14 protein-coding genes are annotated in these 16,925 nt (G+C 44.0%); 9 read left to right on the top strand and 5 right to left on the bottom strand.

The features are described 5' to 3' along the window. Nucleotides 1-182: 182 nt before the first annotated feature. Complete coding sequence (locus ACE3MZ_RS06505) at nucleotides 183-1,514, top strand: carboxypeptidase-like regulatory domain-containing protein (protein ID WP_411345649.1); 1,332 nt, start codon at nucleotides 183-185, stop codon at nucleotides 1,512-1,514. A gap of 352 nt (nucleotides 1,515-1,866) precedes the next feature. On the opposite strand, the gene mmuP is transcribed toward ACE3MZ_RS06505, so the two are convergent. The 4 genes from mmuP to ACE3MZ_RS06485 all read right to left on the bottom strand — a co-directional run bounded on the left by mmuP (nucleotide 1,867) and on the right by ACE3MZ_RS06485 (nucleotide 7,036). Continuing rightward, on the bottom strand, nucleotides 1,867-3,309 hold the full coding sequence (gene mmuP, locus ACE3MZ_RS06500; RefSeq protein WP_411345648.1) for an S-methylmethionine permease: 1,443 nt from the start codon (nucleotides 3,307-3,309) through the stop codon (nucleotides 1,867-1,869). A gap of 27 nt (nucleotides 3,310-3,336) precedes the next feature. Then, the gene (gene mmuM, locus ACE3MZ_RS06495) at nucleotides 3,337-4,326 is read right to left on the bottom strand and encodes a homocysteine S-methyltransferase (RefSeq protein WP_411345647.1); all 990 of its coding nucleotides are present in this window, start codon (nucleotides 4,324-4,326) and stop codon (nucleotides 3,337-3,339) included. A gap of 302 nt (nucleotides 4,327-4,628) precedes the next feature. Next, nucleotides 4,629-5,255 (bottom strand): nitroreductase family protein, encoded by a 627-nt coding sequence (locus ACE3MZ_RS06490; protein WP_411345646.1) that lies wholly within the window; start codon nucleotides 5,253-5,255, stop codon nucleotides 4,629-4,631. A 374-nt stretch (nucleotides 5,256-5,629) separates the two neighbouring features. Then, a complete protein-coding gene (locus ACE3MZ_RS06485) occupies nucleotides 5,630-7,036 on the bottom strand; it encodes a family 43 glycosylhydrolase (protein WP_411346718.1) in 1,407 nt (468 codons plus the stop codon). Nucleotides 7,037-7,301: 265 nt separating this feature from the next. On the opposite strand from ACE3MZ_RS06485, the gene ACE3MZ_RS06480 reads away from it, so the two are divergent. The 4 genes from ACE3MZ_RS06480 to ACE3MZ_RS06465 all read left to right on the top strand — a co-directional run bounded on the left by ACE3MZ_RS06480 (nucleotide 7,302) and on the right by ACE3MZ_RS06465 (nucleotide 10,892). Further along, a complete protein-coding gene (locus tag ACE3MZ_RS06480; protein ID WP_411345645.1) occupies nucleotides 7,302-7,670 on the top strand; it encodes a potassium channel family protein in 369 nt (122 codons plus the stop codon). 1,296 nt (nucleotides 7,671-8,966) lie between these two features. Then, nucleotides 8,967-9,401 carry a dsDNA nuclease domain-containing protein gene (locus tag ACE3MZ_RS06475; RefSeq protein ID WP_411345644.1) on the top strand — a complete coding sequence of 145 codons (435 nt, stop codon included), beginning with the start codon at nucleotides 8,967-8,969 and terminating at the stop codon, nucleotides 9,399-9,401. Nucleotides 9,402-9,445: 44 nt separating this feature from the next. Then, nucleotides 9,446-10,399 carry a tetratricopeptide repeat protein gene (locus tag ACE3MZ_RS06470; protein ID WP_411345643.1) on the top strand — a complete coding sequence of 318 codons (954 nt, stop codon included), beginning with the start codon at nucleotides 9,446-9,448 and terminating at the stop codon, nucleotides 10,397-10,399. A 79-nt stretch (nucleotides 10,400-10,478) separates the two neighbouring features. Beyond that, nucleotides 10,479-10,892, top strand: coding sequence for a hypothetical protein (locus tag ACE3MZ_RS06465; protein ID WP_411345642.1), 414 nt, complete (start codon nucleotides 10,479-10,481; stop codon nucleotides 10,890-10,892). Between the two features lie 548 nt (nucleotides 10,893-11,440). Here ACE3MZ_RS06465 and ACE3MZ_RS06460 read toward each other — a convergent pair. After that, nucleotides 11,441-12,364: a LysR family transcriptional regulator gene (locus ACE3MZ_RS06460; protein ID WP_411345641.1), complete on the bottom strand. Its 924-nt coding sequence runs from the start codon at nucleotides 12,362-12,364 to the stop codon at nucleotides 11,441-11,443. Nucleotides 12,365-12,607: 243 nt separating this feature from the next. Between ACE3MZ_RS06460 and ACE3MZ_RS06455 the strand changes: the two genes are divergently transcribed. The 4 genes from ACE3MZ_RS06455 to ACE3MZ_RS06440 all read left to right on the top strand — a co-directional run bounded on the left by ACE3MZ_RS06455 (nucleotide 12,608) and on the right by ACE3MZ_RS06440 (nucleotide 16,909). Further along, nucleotides 12,608-13,828 carry an APC family permease gene (locus ACE3MZ_RS06455; protein ID WP_411346717.1) on the top strand — a complete coding sequence of 407 codons (1,221 nt, stop codon included), beginning with the start codon at nucleotides 12,608-12,610 and terminating at the stop codon, nucleotides 13,826-13,828. A gap of 195 nt (nucleotides 13,829-14,023) precedes the next feature. Continuing rightward, a complete protein-coding gene (locus ACE3MZ_RS06450; protein WP_411345640.1) occupies nucleotides 14,024-14,548 on the top strand; it encodes a hypothetical protein in 525 nt (174 codons plus the stop codon). 259 nt (nucleotides 14,549-14,807) lie between these two features. Beyond that, nucleotides 14,808-15,560 carry a response regulator transcription factor gene (locus ACE3MZ_RS06445; protein ID WP_411345639.1) on the top strand — a complete coding sequence of 251 codons (753 nt, stop codon included), beginning with the start codon at nucleotides 14,808-14,810 and terminating at the stop codon, nucleotides 15,558-15,560. Continuing rightward, nucleotides 15,557-16,909: a sensor histidine kinase gene (locus ACE3MZ_RS06440; protein ID WP_411345638.1), complete on the top strand. Its 1,353-nt coding sequence runs from the start codon at nucleotides 15,557-15,559 to the stop codon at nucleotides 16,907-16,909. The genes ACE3MZ_RS06445 and ACE3MZ_RS06440 overlap by 4 nt, the downstream gene beginning before the upstream one ends. Nucleotides 16,910-16,925 lie beyond the last annotated feature (16 nt).

The following is a 16,925-nucleotide window of genomic DNA, read 5'->3' as shown; positions in this document are numbered from 1 at the left end:
ACACCCGTCTCGCAGATTCATAAGTTGCCTCTCCGCTGTATTCACAAACATGTCCAAAGAACCACGATTTCATTCGTTACTGCTGGATACTTTAGGACTTTATGTATAAAAAATGGTTGACATCTTCTGTTTTCGATTTATACTGAAATCGTCATTAAATCCATATTAAAGGAGATTATTACATGAAATTGAAGTTAATGAGCGTAGCAGCTCTTGCCTTGTCTATTGGTATTGCTGGTATGAGTCCAAGCGCACTAGCGCAGAGCAGTTCTGGAACTACGATTCAAAAGAATCAGACTGTGCAGCCGTTATCCACCAATGTTCAACCCGCCAACGTACATAACAGCAAATCCACACCGGCGCAAAACATCCCACTGTCGAATACTCCATCTGCCCGCAGCTTTGCCGCTGCTACTGCAACAGATGATACATACGGCAGCAATACGTCACCGGATACTGCGCAATTTATTAGTACTGGCACTGCTGTTTCCGGTTATATCGATCAGCAAGGCGGCGCACGCTGGTATTATGTGAATGTAGCCAGTGCATTGAAATTAACTGCCATTATGGTCGCTGGCAATACTAGTCTGGATTATGATCTGACATTGTATCATCTCAATGAGAGCACATCCACACTGGAGCAAGTATCGTATTCTACCAAAGGAGCAGGGCAATACGAGCTGCTAAGTCATATCGCTACGCCAGGTTATTATTTTATCAGCGTTACATCGTATCAAGGTGCTGACACCAGCAATCCGTTTACCTTGTCTACTGTACTGTCAGACAGCTACGATCAGAGCGAACCGGATGACAATCCATTCTTCGCCAAAAATCGCGGTGCAGCGTTTGTCAGCCAGCAAAATATCGATAACCTGTTCGACGAAGACTGGAGCAAAATCACGCTCACAGCGCAAACGAAGCTAAACCTGCGTCTGAACAATACATCGTCCAACGGAACATACATTGTCCAAGTGTGGAATGCCAACCTGCAAAACCTCGGTTCCCTGAATCAAAATCAGGATGGACAAATTACATTGCCAGCAGGTAGCTACTACTTCCAAGTTTACGCGCCATCCAAATTTGATCTCACTACCCCATATACATTGAGTGTCGGACCAGCAATCTCGCGTGTTGCTGTCAGTGAGATTACATCTGACCGTGGAGTTCAAGGCTTCATTGATTACGGACAAGGCAAAAAATGGCGTGTTGGCTATAACATTACCGTAAAAGGGCGCGCATTTGACGCAACAGGTAATCCGGTTGCCAACGGTATCGTATCCGTTACCGTACAAACGCGTGTAGCCAGCAAAGTTGTTACTGTGAATGCCACTACGGATAGCCTTGGTTATTTCTCAGTTCCGATGAATATCGGTCCAGCTGCCGGTCAATATTCATATCGTGGACCGGTATCGACTCATTACTACGACATCATTCCGATCAGCTTCCGCAATAACGGCACACTGCTGAATGCAGATATTAGTACTCTCTACCATTACGCGTACAGCATTAACTAATGTATCCTGTCCAATGATTTAGCATAACGCAGATGATGCGTTGAACTTCATCGAGATGCGATCACGATGAGAGGGATTTCATTCCTTCATTTGCTAGCATCATCCTTAATACTTACAAACAAAAAGCACACGCCTTCCGATACCCTTCGGAGAGCGTGTGCTTTTTTACAATGTGTACTCGTATTGCTCGTCGCTCGTTGCTTGTTGCTTGTTGCTTGTTGCTTGTTGCTTGTTGCTTGTTGCTTGTTGCTTGTTGCTTGTTGCTTGTTGCTTGTTGCTTGTTGCTTGTTGCTTGTTGCTTGTTGCTTGTTGCTTGTTGCTTGTTGCTTGTTGCTTGTTGCTTGTTGCTTGTTTAATTGTGGTTGCCCATATTCTGACCTTGCAACTTTTTCTGTACAAAATAAGCGGCATAACACAGCACCATAAACGCTAGTCCGCAATAAAATGCCAGACTTTGATTCGGGTCAAAGGCAATGCCGATACATGACGCCAGACAGAGTACGAATGCTGCAATCGGCACGAATGGATACAGTGGCGCGCGATACTTGAGATCCTCGATTCGGTTCCCTTCCCGCACATATTGACGGCGGAACATATAATGCGATGCCGAGATGCCCATCCAGACGACAACGACCGCAAACCCGGATACTGATACGAGGAAAATATACACCGTATCTGGGGCAATTACACTCGTCAGCAGTGCCAATCCGCCACCGATCATACTGAAGATCATCGCATTCAGCGGAATACCTGCGCGTGTCAGTCTGCCGAATACCGGTGGCAACAGACGCTCTGACGATAACGACCATAACATGCGCGAGCAGGCATACAAGCCAGAGTTTGCCGCTGATAGCAGTGCGGTGATAATGACAAAGTTCATCAGATCCGCCGCATACGGAATCCCGATCCGGTCAAATACCATCACAAACGGACTTTCGATCACGCCCGCCTGTCGCCACGGGATAAGCGCCGATAGTACGAAGATCGTACCGACGAAGAAGATGATCAGACGTCCGACAGTTGCTTTGATCGCACGCGGGATATGTTTCTCCGGGTCAACGCTTTCGCCCGCTGCAATCCCGATCAACTCTGTACCGGAAAAAGCAAAGTTTACCGACAGCATCGCCATAAAGATCGGGAAAATGCCATTCGGGAACAGCCCGCCATCACTCGTAAAATTCGATAATAACGGCGCACCACTCGACTCCTTCATCGGTAGCAGCCCGAATACCGCCGCACCACCCAATACGATAAAGACAAGAATGACCGCTACCTTAATGCCCGAAAACCAAAATTCTGCTTCGGCAAACGACCGCACCGAAAAGGCATTGAGCAAAAATACCAGCACTGCAAACATTCCGCTCCACAGCCAAACCGAGCTGTCTGGAAACCAGCGCTGCATTAGCAATCCGGCTGCCGTAAATTCCGAACCGAGCGCCACCGCCCACGTCAACCAATACATCCAGGCGATCATATAGCCAGTGCCCGGTCCGATAAACCGTGCCGCATACGTATGAAATGCTCCCGTCACTGGCAGATGTACCGATAGCTCACCCAGACAGAGCATGACCAGATAGACGACCAATGCGCCGACCAGATAAGCGATAATCGTACCAAGTGGACCCGCCTGATTGATCGTATAGCCGGAGCTGAGAAACAGCCCGGTGCCGATAACGCCGCCAAGCGATAGCATAACCAGATGGCGGCTTTTCATTTTACGTTGAAATTGTCCTTCCTGTTGTTCAGTATTGCTCTGTTCGTTTGATGCCTTCGTTTGCGTCGGTTCCAATGACATGATCTCCTACCTCTCCTCAGTCTCTCCTCAGTTCACATTCGGTCGCAAGGCAGCCTGTATGCTTGCAATATCGTCCGGCGTTGTTCGGCAGCAGCCACCAATTAGCCGCGCTCCTAGCTCATACCATTGTTGTGCATCCTGTCCATATACATGATCACACGCCTGACCATGCCATGTTTTGGTTACCGGATCGTATTGCTCGCCGGAATTAGGATAGACAATGATCGGCTTGGATGTATGTTGCTTTAACTGAGTAATCAAGGACGGAATATGCTCCAGCGCTGTGCAATTGATACCAATCGCTGCTACCTGCTCTTGTGATTCTAGCCATGATGCACATTGTGCTACCGTTTCGCCATTACTAATATGCTGCCCATCCTTACCGCTAAAGCTAATCCAAGCATACACACCGGGGAAATGCTGCAACACACGCGCAATCGCCTGTGCTTCCACCAGACATGGAATCGTCTCGCATGCCAGAATATCCGCGCCTGCCTCAATCAGAATACGGATACGGTCATAATGAAAGTCGAACAGCTCCTGCTCTATTTTGCCATAATCACCGCGATATTCAGAGCCATCTGCGAGATAAGCACCATATGGACCAACCGATGCGGCAACTAGCGGCTTGGGGCGTGCGGGAGACGTTGACGATGCGGCAGCACCAGTCGATAGCGCTTCCGCCTGCTCCGCGGTGTATCGATTCCAGAACTCGTCGCGCGCCTCTACTGCAAGTTGCACCGAACGATCTATCATCTCCACCGCTTCATGCTCACTCAATCCATGCTGCATAAATCCAATTACCGTCGCCTGATAACTCGCTGTAATCGCACAGTCCGCTCCAGCTTCAAAATACCGCGTATGTACGCGTGCGATTGCTTCCGGGTTATCCAGTAGCAGTCGTGCCGACCATAGCTCATCGTTCAGATGTGCACCTTCCTTTTCCAGTTCGGTCGCCATCGCGCCGTCCAGAATCATCACTCCGTAATGATCGATCATTTGTTGAATCTGATTCATGCTTTACTCCTTTCAAGCCATAAAGCTTTGGGGCATGTTTGTACATATTATCAATGCCCGTCAATGTCAGTTTATTGTGAACGTATTTTAGATGATATTATGCTATTTGTAAACCGTTGTTTCGAGAATAGCTTATGTATATAGCGCAATAAAGACCTGTAAGGCTGCAAAAGATTCTCCATTATGCGAAAATCGTGCTTTACTGCGATACAGGTCTTTTGTTCCTTTGTATATTAGAGAAATCTACTTTTTCTATATATTCATGAATTGTATAGTAATCAAACTACTGCTCAAAACAAAAATCAAAAATGATCGTAACTAACAAATTCTCCAACCGGTTTGCGGTAGCCACGTACACGCTGACTGCTCGTATCTTCTTTGCCTAGCGTAATCATCATGACTGGCACATAACGATCTGGAATATTCAGCGCTTGTGATACTGCCTGTGCATCGAAGCCGATCATCGGGCAAGTATCCCAGCCTTTGTCCTTAGCAGCCAGCATAAACGACATTGCCGACAGACTGGCATTGCGAATCGCTTCATCGCGTTTAAAAGATTCGCCCTGCTGCTCGTAAGCATCCTGCGTTGTAGTTACCATTTGATCAAATTCCTGTTGGTTGAGCACACCAAGATGCAGCAGCCCTTCATAGATTTGCGGTGCGTTCAAATGTGCATCCAGATGACCAAGTACGATCACAACTGCCGAAGAAGTCAGTACTTTATATTGTTTATAAGCAGCGTCGTACAGTTTGTTTTTGTTCTCTTCATCCTGCACTACAACATAATGCGCATGTTGCAAATTGTAGGCGGACGGGCTGTATTTCACCAGATCAAAAATCTCATCCAGCTCATGTCGGCTAACAGATACATCCTGCAAAAATTTATTAGCTGACCGTCTTTGTTTCATAATCTGTGTAAGTTCGCTCATGATTCTTATCCCCTTGTCCAATAGTTATTTATTTAGCAACGAAATATTTGTGTTCTGGCTGATGCGTGCGATGTATGTAGGATAAGAACGTTGGTTTACGCATATGCCAGATGAAGTGCTGTAGATACACATGTAGATGGTATAAAACGACTTTGGTTGTTTGTCATGCACGCTACATCTATACTTTGATATTAAGATAATATCAATATAACTTACTTTTAGTATAATAGCAACAAAAAGTCACTAATAATTCAGTTTGAATATGTATTATGACAATAGCAAAAGACCAAACTTCGCCATGACAACGAAATTTGGTCTTTTGTCTGTGCTCTGTATGTGCTCTCTAATGATAAGGCAGTTGCCTAGAAGAACAATCAGTTTCCATACACTCGCACTTCGTGCAAGGTTGGCGTATACCAGTTGTTCGGATTGTTGTGCAATACGGCGTTCACCATATTGATACGTACATAACGGGCGGTAAAGGAGACCGCATCCGTTGTAAACCCATACGTTGTATTGGTCGTACGGTCGATGGTTGTGTAGTTAACGCCATCGGTGCTGTATTCGATTTTGTATTTGTAATAGCCTTCAGATCCTTTGTACATAAACCAGGAGATATCGATCTCGCTGACCTTTTTGGCGGAACCGAGATCGACTTGCCACCATGCAGGCCATGTAGCGGAAGACGCTACCCATGATGTTTGTGCATTGCCGTCATTGGCATTGGATGCTGGGCTGGCGCTGGCGGATGAGATAGCAGTTGCCGTTTTGCCTTGCGCGTGATTGGTCAGTGCTGGTGTGGTGATCGTACCGGCTGCTGCATCAATATTCCAGCTGCTATACCAGTTCAGTGTAGCGGTACGAGCGCTATCGTTAAGCGTAAGCGGCAACCAGATGAATTTGTGATCGCTCAGATTTAGTGGATTCCAGCGGTCACCCATATAGATGTAGCTGGTGCCCGCACTGCCGGTAATCGTGGCGATGGAATGAATCTGGGTTGCATAAGCGGATGGATCGCCAAATGGTGACAATGCCGACCATGTGCCCGTCATGGAGCTGGATGTGGCATATGCACCCTGATTCGGATACCAGCCGGATGCCTGTGAAGTGAATAGATAGTAGGCACTGCCTTTTTTCACAACTGCTGGTGCTTCACGGTACGCGCCTTCAAACACCCAGCCGACAAAGGAAGATACATTGGTATACGCGGCGTTCAATTGGAAGATCGCCATAGAGTTGTTGGCACCGCCGTTATTTTGACGGGAAGCAGTAATCAGATATGCTTTGCCATCGGTATCGACGAAAACGGTCATATCACGGGATTCATAATCCAATGGACGGAAGCTGCCTTGGTACGTAAAATTACCATCTGGTGTATCGCTAGTTGCGACAGCTACACGGGCAAGCGAATAATCGCTGCCATTCTCATAATGTGCCCATAACACATATTTTTTGGTAGAAGCATTGTAGATCACTTTTGGACGTTCGATTTTGCTGGAGTTCAGTTCGGTAGCAGAGCTTTTGGTCAGGATGCTATTGCCAAACGTCCAGTTTTTGAGATCGGTGGATTTGTACACATTCACTTTGTCAAAGGTGCCGTTAGTTGCATGCTCGCCATACCAGTAGTATGTAGAACCGACTTTGAGAATATTGCCGCTGTTCGCTTGGATAGCATTACCAGCAGTATCCTTCCAGTCTGTACCGTTCGTAATCGTCACACTTGCTGCCTGTGCTTGTTGCGCGCCCAGACTCAAACCGGTGAACAATAGCAACAACGCCAGCCCTGCCGCCCAGTTAGACCGGGAAAATAGATTGCCTTTTCTCACAATCGTACCCCTCCTTCATATCGTATCGAAATCGTCCGCGGTGGATTTCACACTCATTTTAGATATATTTGGAAGCGTTTACAATAAAACAATAGCGAAAGTGGTTATGAATATAAGGAGAGGTATGTCTGTCGATGACTTTTGCGGTACGATATACTCTAATACAATCCATACCAAAATCGAACTAGACAGGAATCTATCTATAGAAAGGAAACGAGCGATGATCTCATTTTTATTAACATTGAAGCGATTGATTCAAGCATTGTTCAAAGTAGGCAAAGAACCACTGTTCCGCTCGCTCATTACGACGCTGCTGTTTATTCTGCTGTCGGGCACGATATTTTATCGGAGTACGGAAGGCTGGTCGATCTTGGACGCGTTTTATTTTTCATTTGTCAGTCTGATTCCAACCGGGGTAGATACAAATTTGAGTCCGCAATCGGATCTGGCAAAATATTTTACGATGATCTATCTGGTCGTAGGTACAGGCGTTATGCTGATCATTCTGATTCGATTGGGATTGGCGGCGGTTGATTTTGAACGATCCGAGCTGCGAAGACCGGAGAATCATATCGAAGAGAAGAAGTGATCGTCAGCGAGTGATTGCTGTTCGAGAATGGATACGCAGTAGGTAAGAAAAATATGCAAACACATCCGGCTCATAGATGCAGCCAGATGTGTTTGCATATTTTATTAGATACATTATTATTCTACGGGATACATTTCTTTGTGTTGAACGTGTATATCAACAAATAATTCGTTCTCCCAACGGATTGCATGTTGTCATAATCAATGAGACACATTTTAAAAAATTTATCTAACTGTACTATATTTTCACAATTGGTGAGGCTATCTGCTAATTCACCTTTGTATATTTACCCACAAATACTAATATTGTGGTTCACTTAACATATTTTCATAAAAGCTGTACGAGATATAGTAAGTCTCTCTTAAAACATAATAAAGAGCTCTAGAATCGTCATTGCATATACTAAATTTTCATGATAGGAAAGAAGCAAATGAACTCATAACCAACAGATTAAACCGAATTCCAATAATATTCTTTCTTGGTTATAAATCTTAAATTTCGTAGTGTTAATAAAAATGTTCACGTAAATTTGTGTGTTTATATCGTTACTTAGCTATTCCACCTTCGTATCACTTAAATTATCCACATATTCTTTGTATTTTCTATCTACAATCCCTCCCTACAACACAAGGTTTTTTTGTAAATCCTGTTACCTAATCTTGTTTTCCTTGGAGTGTTTTGAGGTAAGCCCAGAGCGCCATAATAACAACAAACAAAATATCTAGGAAAAAAATCAAAATGTGACCAATTCCCATCAAGCACTGAGTCTCCTTTTAATCAAAGTGATAGTACACGTAGTCTACTGTTTTCTTTAATAGACTCATTGGATAGAATAAAACCTGAAATAGCTTATGTAATACTTAATAGAAAGTATATTAGCTTAGCATCAACGTTTCTAATTCAAAAGAAATAAGCTATAAGAGCCCATCAATTAATACTTTTTTTTTTTCATCCTCATTTCACATATATAGAGATACAGTATCTTACTTTGTAATATAATTTTTTATTTATGGTAAGTTTAGTTATACTATACCTTCTTAATTCTAGCAGTAAATTTTATAGCATCGAATTATAAATCGTATATATTTAATAAGAGCCAAGAACCGATTTATGATATCCTAAATTTAACCAGCTCATTTAAGAAGAAAGACTCAATACCTTTCGAAGCGAACTCACTAATACCAATCGATACTACGTTAATTATAGTCTAAACGCTCACCGAACAAGCAAAATGTGCTCTCCAAAAGTATCATGATTTTTCCTTCAAAATTCATTAAAGTAAAAGGAGATATATAAATGAATTTCCCATCATATTTCGGTCCCAGATTATCAGGAGGATCGTATAGCTCAGCGGGTTACTTGTACCAAGATATATGTGCTCTTTTTTGTCTATTTAACTCTTTAAATAGAGGAGAAAATGTTACAAGTTTAGGAATAGAAATGATTAATGATTTCACCATTCACCGAACAAACTCTACAATAACCGCTCAGGTAAAAAAGAAAACTATGTCTATAAACGATATATTGAAAATTATACGAGAAACTCCAAATATCGATACGGATACTATTATGATTATCTGTACTAATTTTCAAGAAGATTTAAGACAATTAATAACAAAAATGAACAACTATAAATATGCTATGAATTCTGATCTAGATGAAGCATGGAAAATATCCATTACCAGAGATTTTTATGAGGAATTAAACAAACGTGTGGGATCAATGATTTAAAAGATTGTTTATTTAGATATGAGTTTTTAGAATTACCTGAAAACATGGCGTATATGGCTCTTTATTTTGTAGTTCTAAAATGGCTTGAGAAAAACAAGACTACAGTTGATATGTCAAACTTTATGAATACCATAATAGTTCATATTCAATTTTTAAGGGCTAATAGAGGCTCCTTATCGTTATCTGAATTAGAGAAGTTTGTCAAAGATCACTCTACTGAGTCGATTATCAATCACATTATAAAGAGCGCTTACGAATCTCAATTTATTGAGCCAAGTCAAACTATATCTATGTTAGGTGAAACTAAAGAAGAAATTCTTAGTGAGTTAGAAGCTAACATTCAACTTGCGCAGAAACATTTCGACAATGAGGAATTTAAAGAATCCTTAGAAATATATTTAGCTTTGGATAAACTTTATAAAAAGGAAGTTATAAAATTCCATTGTTCTGTTCTTTTTGAAATGCTAGATGATTATGAAAATGCTTTAGAATACAGTAGCGAAGTTTTAAAATTAAATCCATCTCATTATGATGCAAACCTTATTAAAGGAAGCTCCTTAGGTAGACTAAATAGAATTGATGAAGCCATCGAACAGTTTGAAAAGATTTTAAATATGAAAGAATCAGAAATTGCTCATTACAGCCTAGGCTACACCTATTTAATATCAGAACATGATGACTCTAAAGAGAAAGCAATTCGACATTTTAAAGCATGCTTAGAGTTAGACCAAGATTTCGTAAGTGCACATTTAAACCTTAGTATTGTTTACTTTCACAGTGGTATTTACATGGAATCTCTATTTCATATCAATAAAACGCTACAATTGGATCCAGAATTATCAAATGCGTATTCCCATAAAGGTGAACTTTATCGCTTTTTCGGATTATATGATGATGCTATAGATTATTTTGAAGAATGTTTATTACGAGATACGCAAAATAAGACTGCACTGTACGGTATCTCATTAACATTTGCAGAGAAAAGGCTACCTTTCTGAATCTGCAATTTATTTCAAAAAGTTGTTCCAATACTATAGAAATGATTTTTTCAAATTAGGGTTTAGTGAATCTATTGGAATGATGTCCCAAATTATTGATATTGGTTGGAAACGTACGCTTTTTGCCACAATAAAAGCACAAGATTTTAACCATCTAGCAGTAGACATATGTGGATCACACTTAATAATTCCTTTAAACGAGATAAAAAATTATATCTTCATCGGAATTTTTCCGCTATCCGATTACACTGGAACAATATTGTATCCCATGGTAGGAAAATTCATTGAAAAACAGGATGAATTTGATTTAATTAAAAATAAAATACAAAATTCTGTTGATATTTCCCAGTATTTTGACAAACCTCTGTATGTAAATTTTAAAGATGATATCCAAATAAAAATTCAAGAAAGAGAAAAATATATTTTAATTGAGATATTTTTTAGCGATTTATATATGATGGGAGGAATCACAGATGGGAAAAGTGGTAGGTAGCCTTGAAGCTTTTATGGATTACTTCGAGAAGTATGGACAATGTCGTATACATTTAGAATGTAAAGAGAATTCAAAACTATTTATCATTGATGGAATCAAAAATGTACAGATTGATACCCTCAGATGATAAGAGTTATTATAGCCTTGCTAATATATAGCAAAGGATATATTTCCAATATCATAGAAGTCTTACGAATTCATAAGGCTTCTATAATATTATACAGATACTAAATCAGTTTATATCTCACGAATTTGAGTGAGCAATTTTATGAGTATTTAGTTGATTACGTGCAAAACTTCAACTAAAAAAGTAATTTATTCTTGGAACATAACAAATTCTTATAACTAATTTCCTTTGAGTTCAATCAATAAATATACATATATCGTAAATTATAAAAAATATATCTTATTAATTTTGAAAATAATTTTACTAATTATGAGCATTCATACGTATATCTATGGATTGCGTAACACCTTTACATAGATATACATATAGAGATGCGAACAACCGACGGTCAAGCGATGTTAGAAACTCGCAGCATGGTTCGTTACAGTTGACTATGTGCCAATTGCACAGATTGGCGCCAGCGTTCAGCATGCTGATGGGTCATCTGGACGAAGCGGCTCTGCGCAGGCGATTGCCACTTTTTCGTATGATAGCTAATATGGGTGCAGACGCGCTGGTCGGTATCGTCCCAGTTCAGCGCAACCATTTTGCCCTCTTCCAACTCGCGTTCTACCGTAATAAGCGGTAGGAAGGCGAGCCCCAGGCCTGCCATCACACATTGCTTGATCGCTTCATTGCTCCAAAATTCAATACTTGGATCTGGGAAAACGCCGTGCCGATTCAGCGTCTTCTCAAACAACAGTCGATAATTACAGCCTGCTTCGGTATATAGAATCGTCTCGTACCGCAGATGATGCGGCTCCACATGGGACAATATTGCCAGCGGATGGTCCGGCGGTGCGACCAGTGCCATCTCCTCTTCCACAAGCATATCCACTTTTAATTCGTAATCTTCCATATGCGGTTGCAGCAAAAAGACAATATCCAGCTCGCCTCGCCGCAACATCTCATGCAGTTCCTCACACGCACCCGGCTTCAAAATAATCTGCACCGACGGATACTGCTGCCGGAACTCCTTAATAATGGGCGGTAGACGAAATGCCGCCAGCGATTCGGGCGCACCGATATGCAGCACCCCGCCGATCTGATCGCCCGATACAATCGCTTCGCGTGCCAGATTGTGCATGCGCGAAATCTCCTGCGCATACGGCTGCAAACGCCGTCCCGCATCCGTCAGCAAAATCCGTTTATGAATCCGGTCAAATAGCGGCGTACCCAGCTCCTGCTCCAACGACTGAATTTGCGCGGTAACACTGGACTGCGCATAATCCAGCTTGCGCGCAGCTGCCGTAAAACTTCCCGTCTCCACCACCGTCAGAAATGTAAACAAATGACGTGATTCCATGCTGCATCTCTCCTTTTCCATATCTATCATTTCTTCCATCGGAAATACCGATGGTCAGCATTCGTTATATCCGTTTTACCGATGAGTCTATTATCTGCTACGCTGGAACAAATAACAAGGAAAGCAGGGAAATATATGACCCTTTCGCACAATTCTGGATCGGGTGCCGCTACAGCCGCCCCATCGCATCCCTCTTCTACGTCAACCGGGAATCAGAACGCTCATCTTGGCAGAACGATCAATATGCCGCAAGCAGTCGCATTGTATATCGGTGCAGTCGTTGGCTCCGGTATTCTGATTACGCCCGGCATTACCGCTCATATGGCAGGTCCATCCGCGATTATCGCCTGGATATGTATGGCACTGCTCATTTTACCGCTCGCCTTGTCCATGGGACTGCTGTCAGCGCGCTATCCTAATGCTGGCGGTGTATCGCACTTTGTCTCGCTTGCCTTTGGTCCACGGCTGGGGGCGCTGATCGGCTGGTTTTTCCTGATGTCGGTGCCGATTGGTGCGCCAGTCGCTGCACTAACTGGTGCCGGTTATTTGACCGCAGCACTCGGCTGGAGTGAACCGATACGCATCACGATTGCCGCCGCCCTGCTGCTGTTCAGTCTATTGATCAATTGGATTGGCTTTCAGCTTGCCGGTAAAATTCAAGTCGTAGTCGTCGGCGCGATTATTCTTGTGCTTGGTCTTGCGATTGTCGTCGCCATCCCGGATATGAAAGTATCCAACTTCACACCATTCATGCCGCAGGGCTGGTTCAGTGTCGGTCAATCGGCAGCGATGTTGTTCTGGTGCTTTATCGGCTGGGAAGCGGTATCGCATCTGTCTGAAGAATTCAAAGACCCGCAAAAGGCAGCCGTACGCGGCGTCATAATCGCCGCTTCCATCGTCGGGCTGCTATACTTACTCACTGCCATCGTTACGATTGGCACGCAGAGCTATCTCAACGATGCGGATGCTTCGCTCGTTCATCTGATTGGTAGCCGACTCGGCATCTGGGGTGCTGTGTTATCCGGTCTGACCGCTGCCTGTATCTGTACAGCGACTACAGTCGCTTATATCGGTGCTGCATCTCGCGTCGCCTTCGCACTGTCCCGTAGCGGATATGCCGCCCGTCCATTCAGCCACCTGTCACCGCGCTTTCGCACACCGACAGTAGGCATCGCTTTTCTCGGAAGCTGCTTTGTGATCATTCTATCTCTGTATGCGACAGGTCTGCTCAAGCTTGAATTGTTATTACAATTGCCGAACTCCGCTTTCATTCTGACGTATCTAGCAGGCTGTGCTGCCGGCGTACGCTTGTTATGGAAGGAAAAGGTTGGACGCTGGATTAGCGGCATCTCGTTTGCATTTACACTGATTGTGTTTCCATTTACCGGTTGGGCGATTCTGTACCCGCTGGCGATCACTATCCTGTTCTGGCTGATGACCCGCAAACGGGCAGTACAGCGATAATTGAATTTCATATACTTTTCACACATCTCTCCCATTGTTCTCACATAATCCCTTGTTAAGATGATCTTACATCAGCAGTTGACAATACACTTTGCCGACAAGGCGCACCGCTTCACCAACCGTGAAGACGACAGCGTACCTGACGGCAGAAGCAACTTCGATGGCAAACAAATCTATTAACGAGGTGACCTACCCATGAAAAAATGGACAAAAAATGTAGCAGCATTACTGACAGCAGTGAGTGTACTCGGTGGAGCAAGCAGCGTATTCGCAGCAACCCCTGCCACAACAACGCCAGTGAAAAAAGTGGTTTCTACTTCCGCAACAGCGACCAAAACAACACCAGCTGCAACAGCGAAAACAACTTCCAAAACACCGGTAGCATCGACTCACAAAGCGACAGCTGCAACAACCAAGTCCACGGGTAAAACAACAACAGCTGACCATAAAAAAGCAACCGCAACACACAAAGCAACAACTGGTAAAAAGAAAACTAGCAAAACAGCGGCTCACAAAGCAACTGCAACGACGCACAAAACAAAAGCAACCGCGCATAAAACAAAAGCAGCTGCACACAAAGCAAGCGCAGCTCACAAAAAAGCAGCTCACACTACCAAAAAAGCCGCTCACAAAGGCAAAGTGACTACTCACCAAACAGCGCCAGTTAAAAAAGGCGCAACCACTAGCAAAACAACAGGTAAAACAACTTCCCACAAATAAACATGAGGCTTGATCCTATGGATCTTCCCTTTCTATCTATCGATCACATGCTCCAAAGGCTCCCTGCGTTTGATGTTGATTCAATATCCTGTCAATGCCCTGATTGACAGGTAGAAAAACTCGCCATAAAAAGACGGAACTTCCCCCGGAGTTCCGTCTTTTTCTTTACTTTTTTGTCATCTTCATAGCTTTGATCTTGCCCCCTGTCATCTGATACATTAAAAGTGACATATGTAAATCTTCATTTCGAGGTGACTCCATGACCCGTATTTTTGTCGTTGATGACGATCATTATATTTTGCAGCTCATTACTGGCTATTTGAAAAAAGAACAATATGAAGTAACCTCATTCGCTCATGGTCGCGAGCTAGTCGAGCAGGTGAAAAGCGAGCATCCCGATTGTCTCATTCTCGATATTATGCTGCCGGGCATTGACGGATTGACCCTGCTAACCGAGCTGCGTACGTTTACCGAGATGCCGATCATCATCATATCCGCGCGCGGAGAAGAAGTGGATCGACTGAATGGGCTGGAGCTGGGCTGTAATGATTTTCTAAGCAAACCGTTTAATCCACGCGAGCTAGTCGCACGGGTGAAAAGCATGCTACGCCTGATCCGTAGCACGCGAATTGCCGTAGGCAACGAGCTGAATGCGGTCGATGCCCCCATCCCTGTTCTTCCCGGCAACGCTATGCCACAGCATGCTTCGTATATGAGTGCAGGCAATGTACAGCTGTCGGAGGAATTCCGGCGCGTGCATGTACAGGAGCAGGAGCTATCGCTAACCGGGCGTGAATTTGAATTACTGTTATTCTTGGCACAGCATCTGGATCGTCCGTTCAGCCGCGAGCAGTTGATTCAGCAAGTATGGAATTATGATTTTTTCGGCGAAGTGCGCGTTGTGGATGATCTGGTCAAACGTATTCGCAAAAAGCTGTCTCAGCATCATTCGACGCTCACGATTGATACCGTATGGGGCTTTGGCTACAAAGCGGCGGTGCATCATCCATGAAGACGATCCGTGGCAAAATGCTAATTGCTCTGCTGGCGGGTATGCTGGTGACGGTTGGCATTACTGGCTTCTTCTTTATTCGACTGCTGGATGACATTTTGCTCAATCAGGTCAAGCAGCAGTTGCAGGATCAAACGATGAAAGCTGCGCATATGGTCAATGCCGATGATCTGGACAGTCTGGATAGCGACAGCTTTCGCTTTTTTATTAAAGATGTACTGTTTTATGCCGATTATTTTGTGCTGGATACGCATGACAAAATTATTGCGTCCAGCAACTCCGGTCAGGTTGGCAAAACCTTGCCCAACTTTCCAACAGGTCGCGAAGGCATTATGCAGATCAGCGGCAGCAAAGTGTTATACAGCGAAGCCAAGCTGTCGCATCAGCCGTTTCGAGTCATCCTGTACTCTCCGCTCTCTTCGCTGCGCGCTCTGTATATTCCGTTAATGCGAACGACGATGCTATCGATTGCAGCGAGCTTTATCGTCATTTTGTTGATTGGATTGTTTGCCGTCTGGCGCACTGTGCAGCCGCTCAATCGGCTCAAGGAAGCGGTCAGTCAGTATGAGCCACATCTGATGAACCGGGAGCCTTTTTTGCAGGCGGATCATACAGAGATTGGTGAGCTGATCAGCACCTTTCAAGTGATGGCGGATCGGCTACAGCTGCATCATCGGCATCAGCTGGAATTTCTGCAAAATGTATCGCATGAGTTAAAGACACCGCTCATGTCGATTCAGGGCTATGTGTATGCGATTCAGGATCAAGTGATGCCGGTAGAACAAGGATTGGATGTAATCTCTGCTCAATCGCAGCGACTGATCGATATGGTCAGCAAGCTGCTTCAGCTATCTCGTTTGGAAAGTGTGGATGAGGAATGGCCGATCACCGAAGTCGATCTGAAAAGTATGGCAGAAGAAGCCGTCTATCTCCTGCTACCAGCAGCTCGTCAGCATGGCGTACAGCTGCACGCAGAAGGTGTATCGCATACCGTACCGATTGCGGCGGAACAGCTATTTCAGATTTTGCTCAATTTGCTGCAAAATGCAGTTCGACACAGCGCATCTCAGGTCAAGATGATACTGGAATGCCCAGATGACGGTGTGGCGGATTGGATCATGCATATTGATGATGATGGACCGGGCTTGGCGGAATCGGAGCGAGAACATATCTTTCGCCGCTTCTACACCGGAACGAATGGAGTGACCGGCTTGGGGCTAGCAATCAGCAAACAAATTGCGACCCGGCTGCATGCCGATCTGGTGTATAGCCCTTCGACGCTTGGCGGTGCGCGGTTCAGCATTATTCACTATCCACAAGTGATGGCAAATGGCAACAAAGGTGCTTGACACGTCCCTGAAACTG

Source organism: Paenibacillus sp. WLX1005, assembly GCF_046603685.1.
Lineage (GTDB): Bacteria > Bacillota > Bacilli > Paenibacillales > Paenibacillaceae > Saccharibacillus.
Note: the sequence above shows the minus strand (reverse complement) of the source record. Positions and strands in the feature narration are given on the sequence as shown.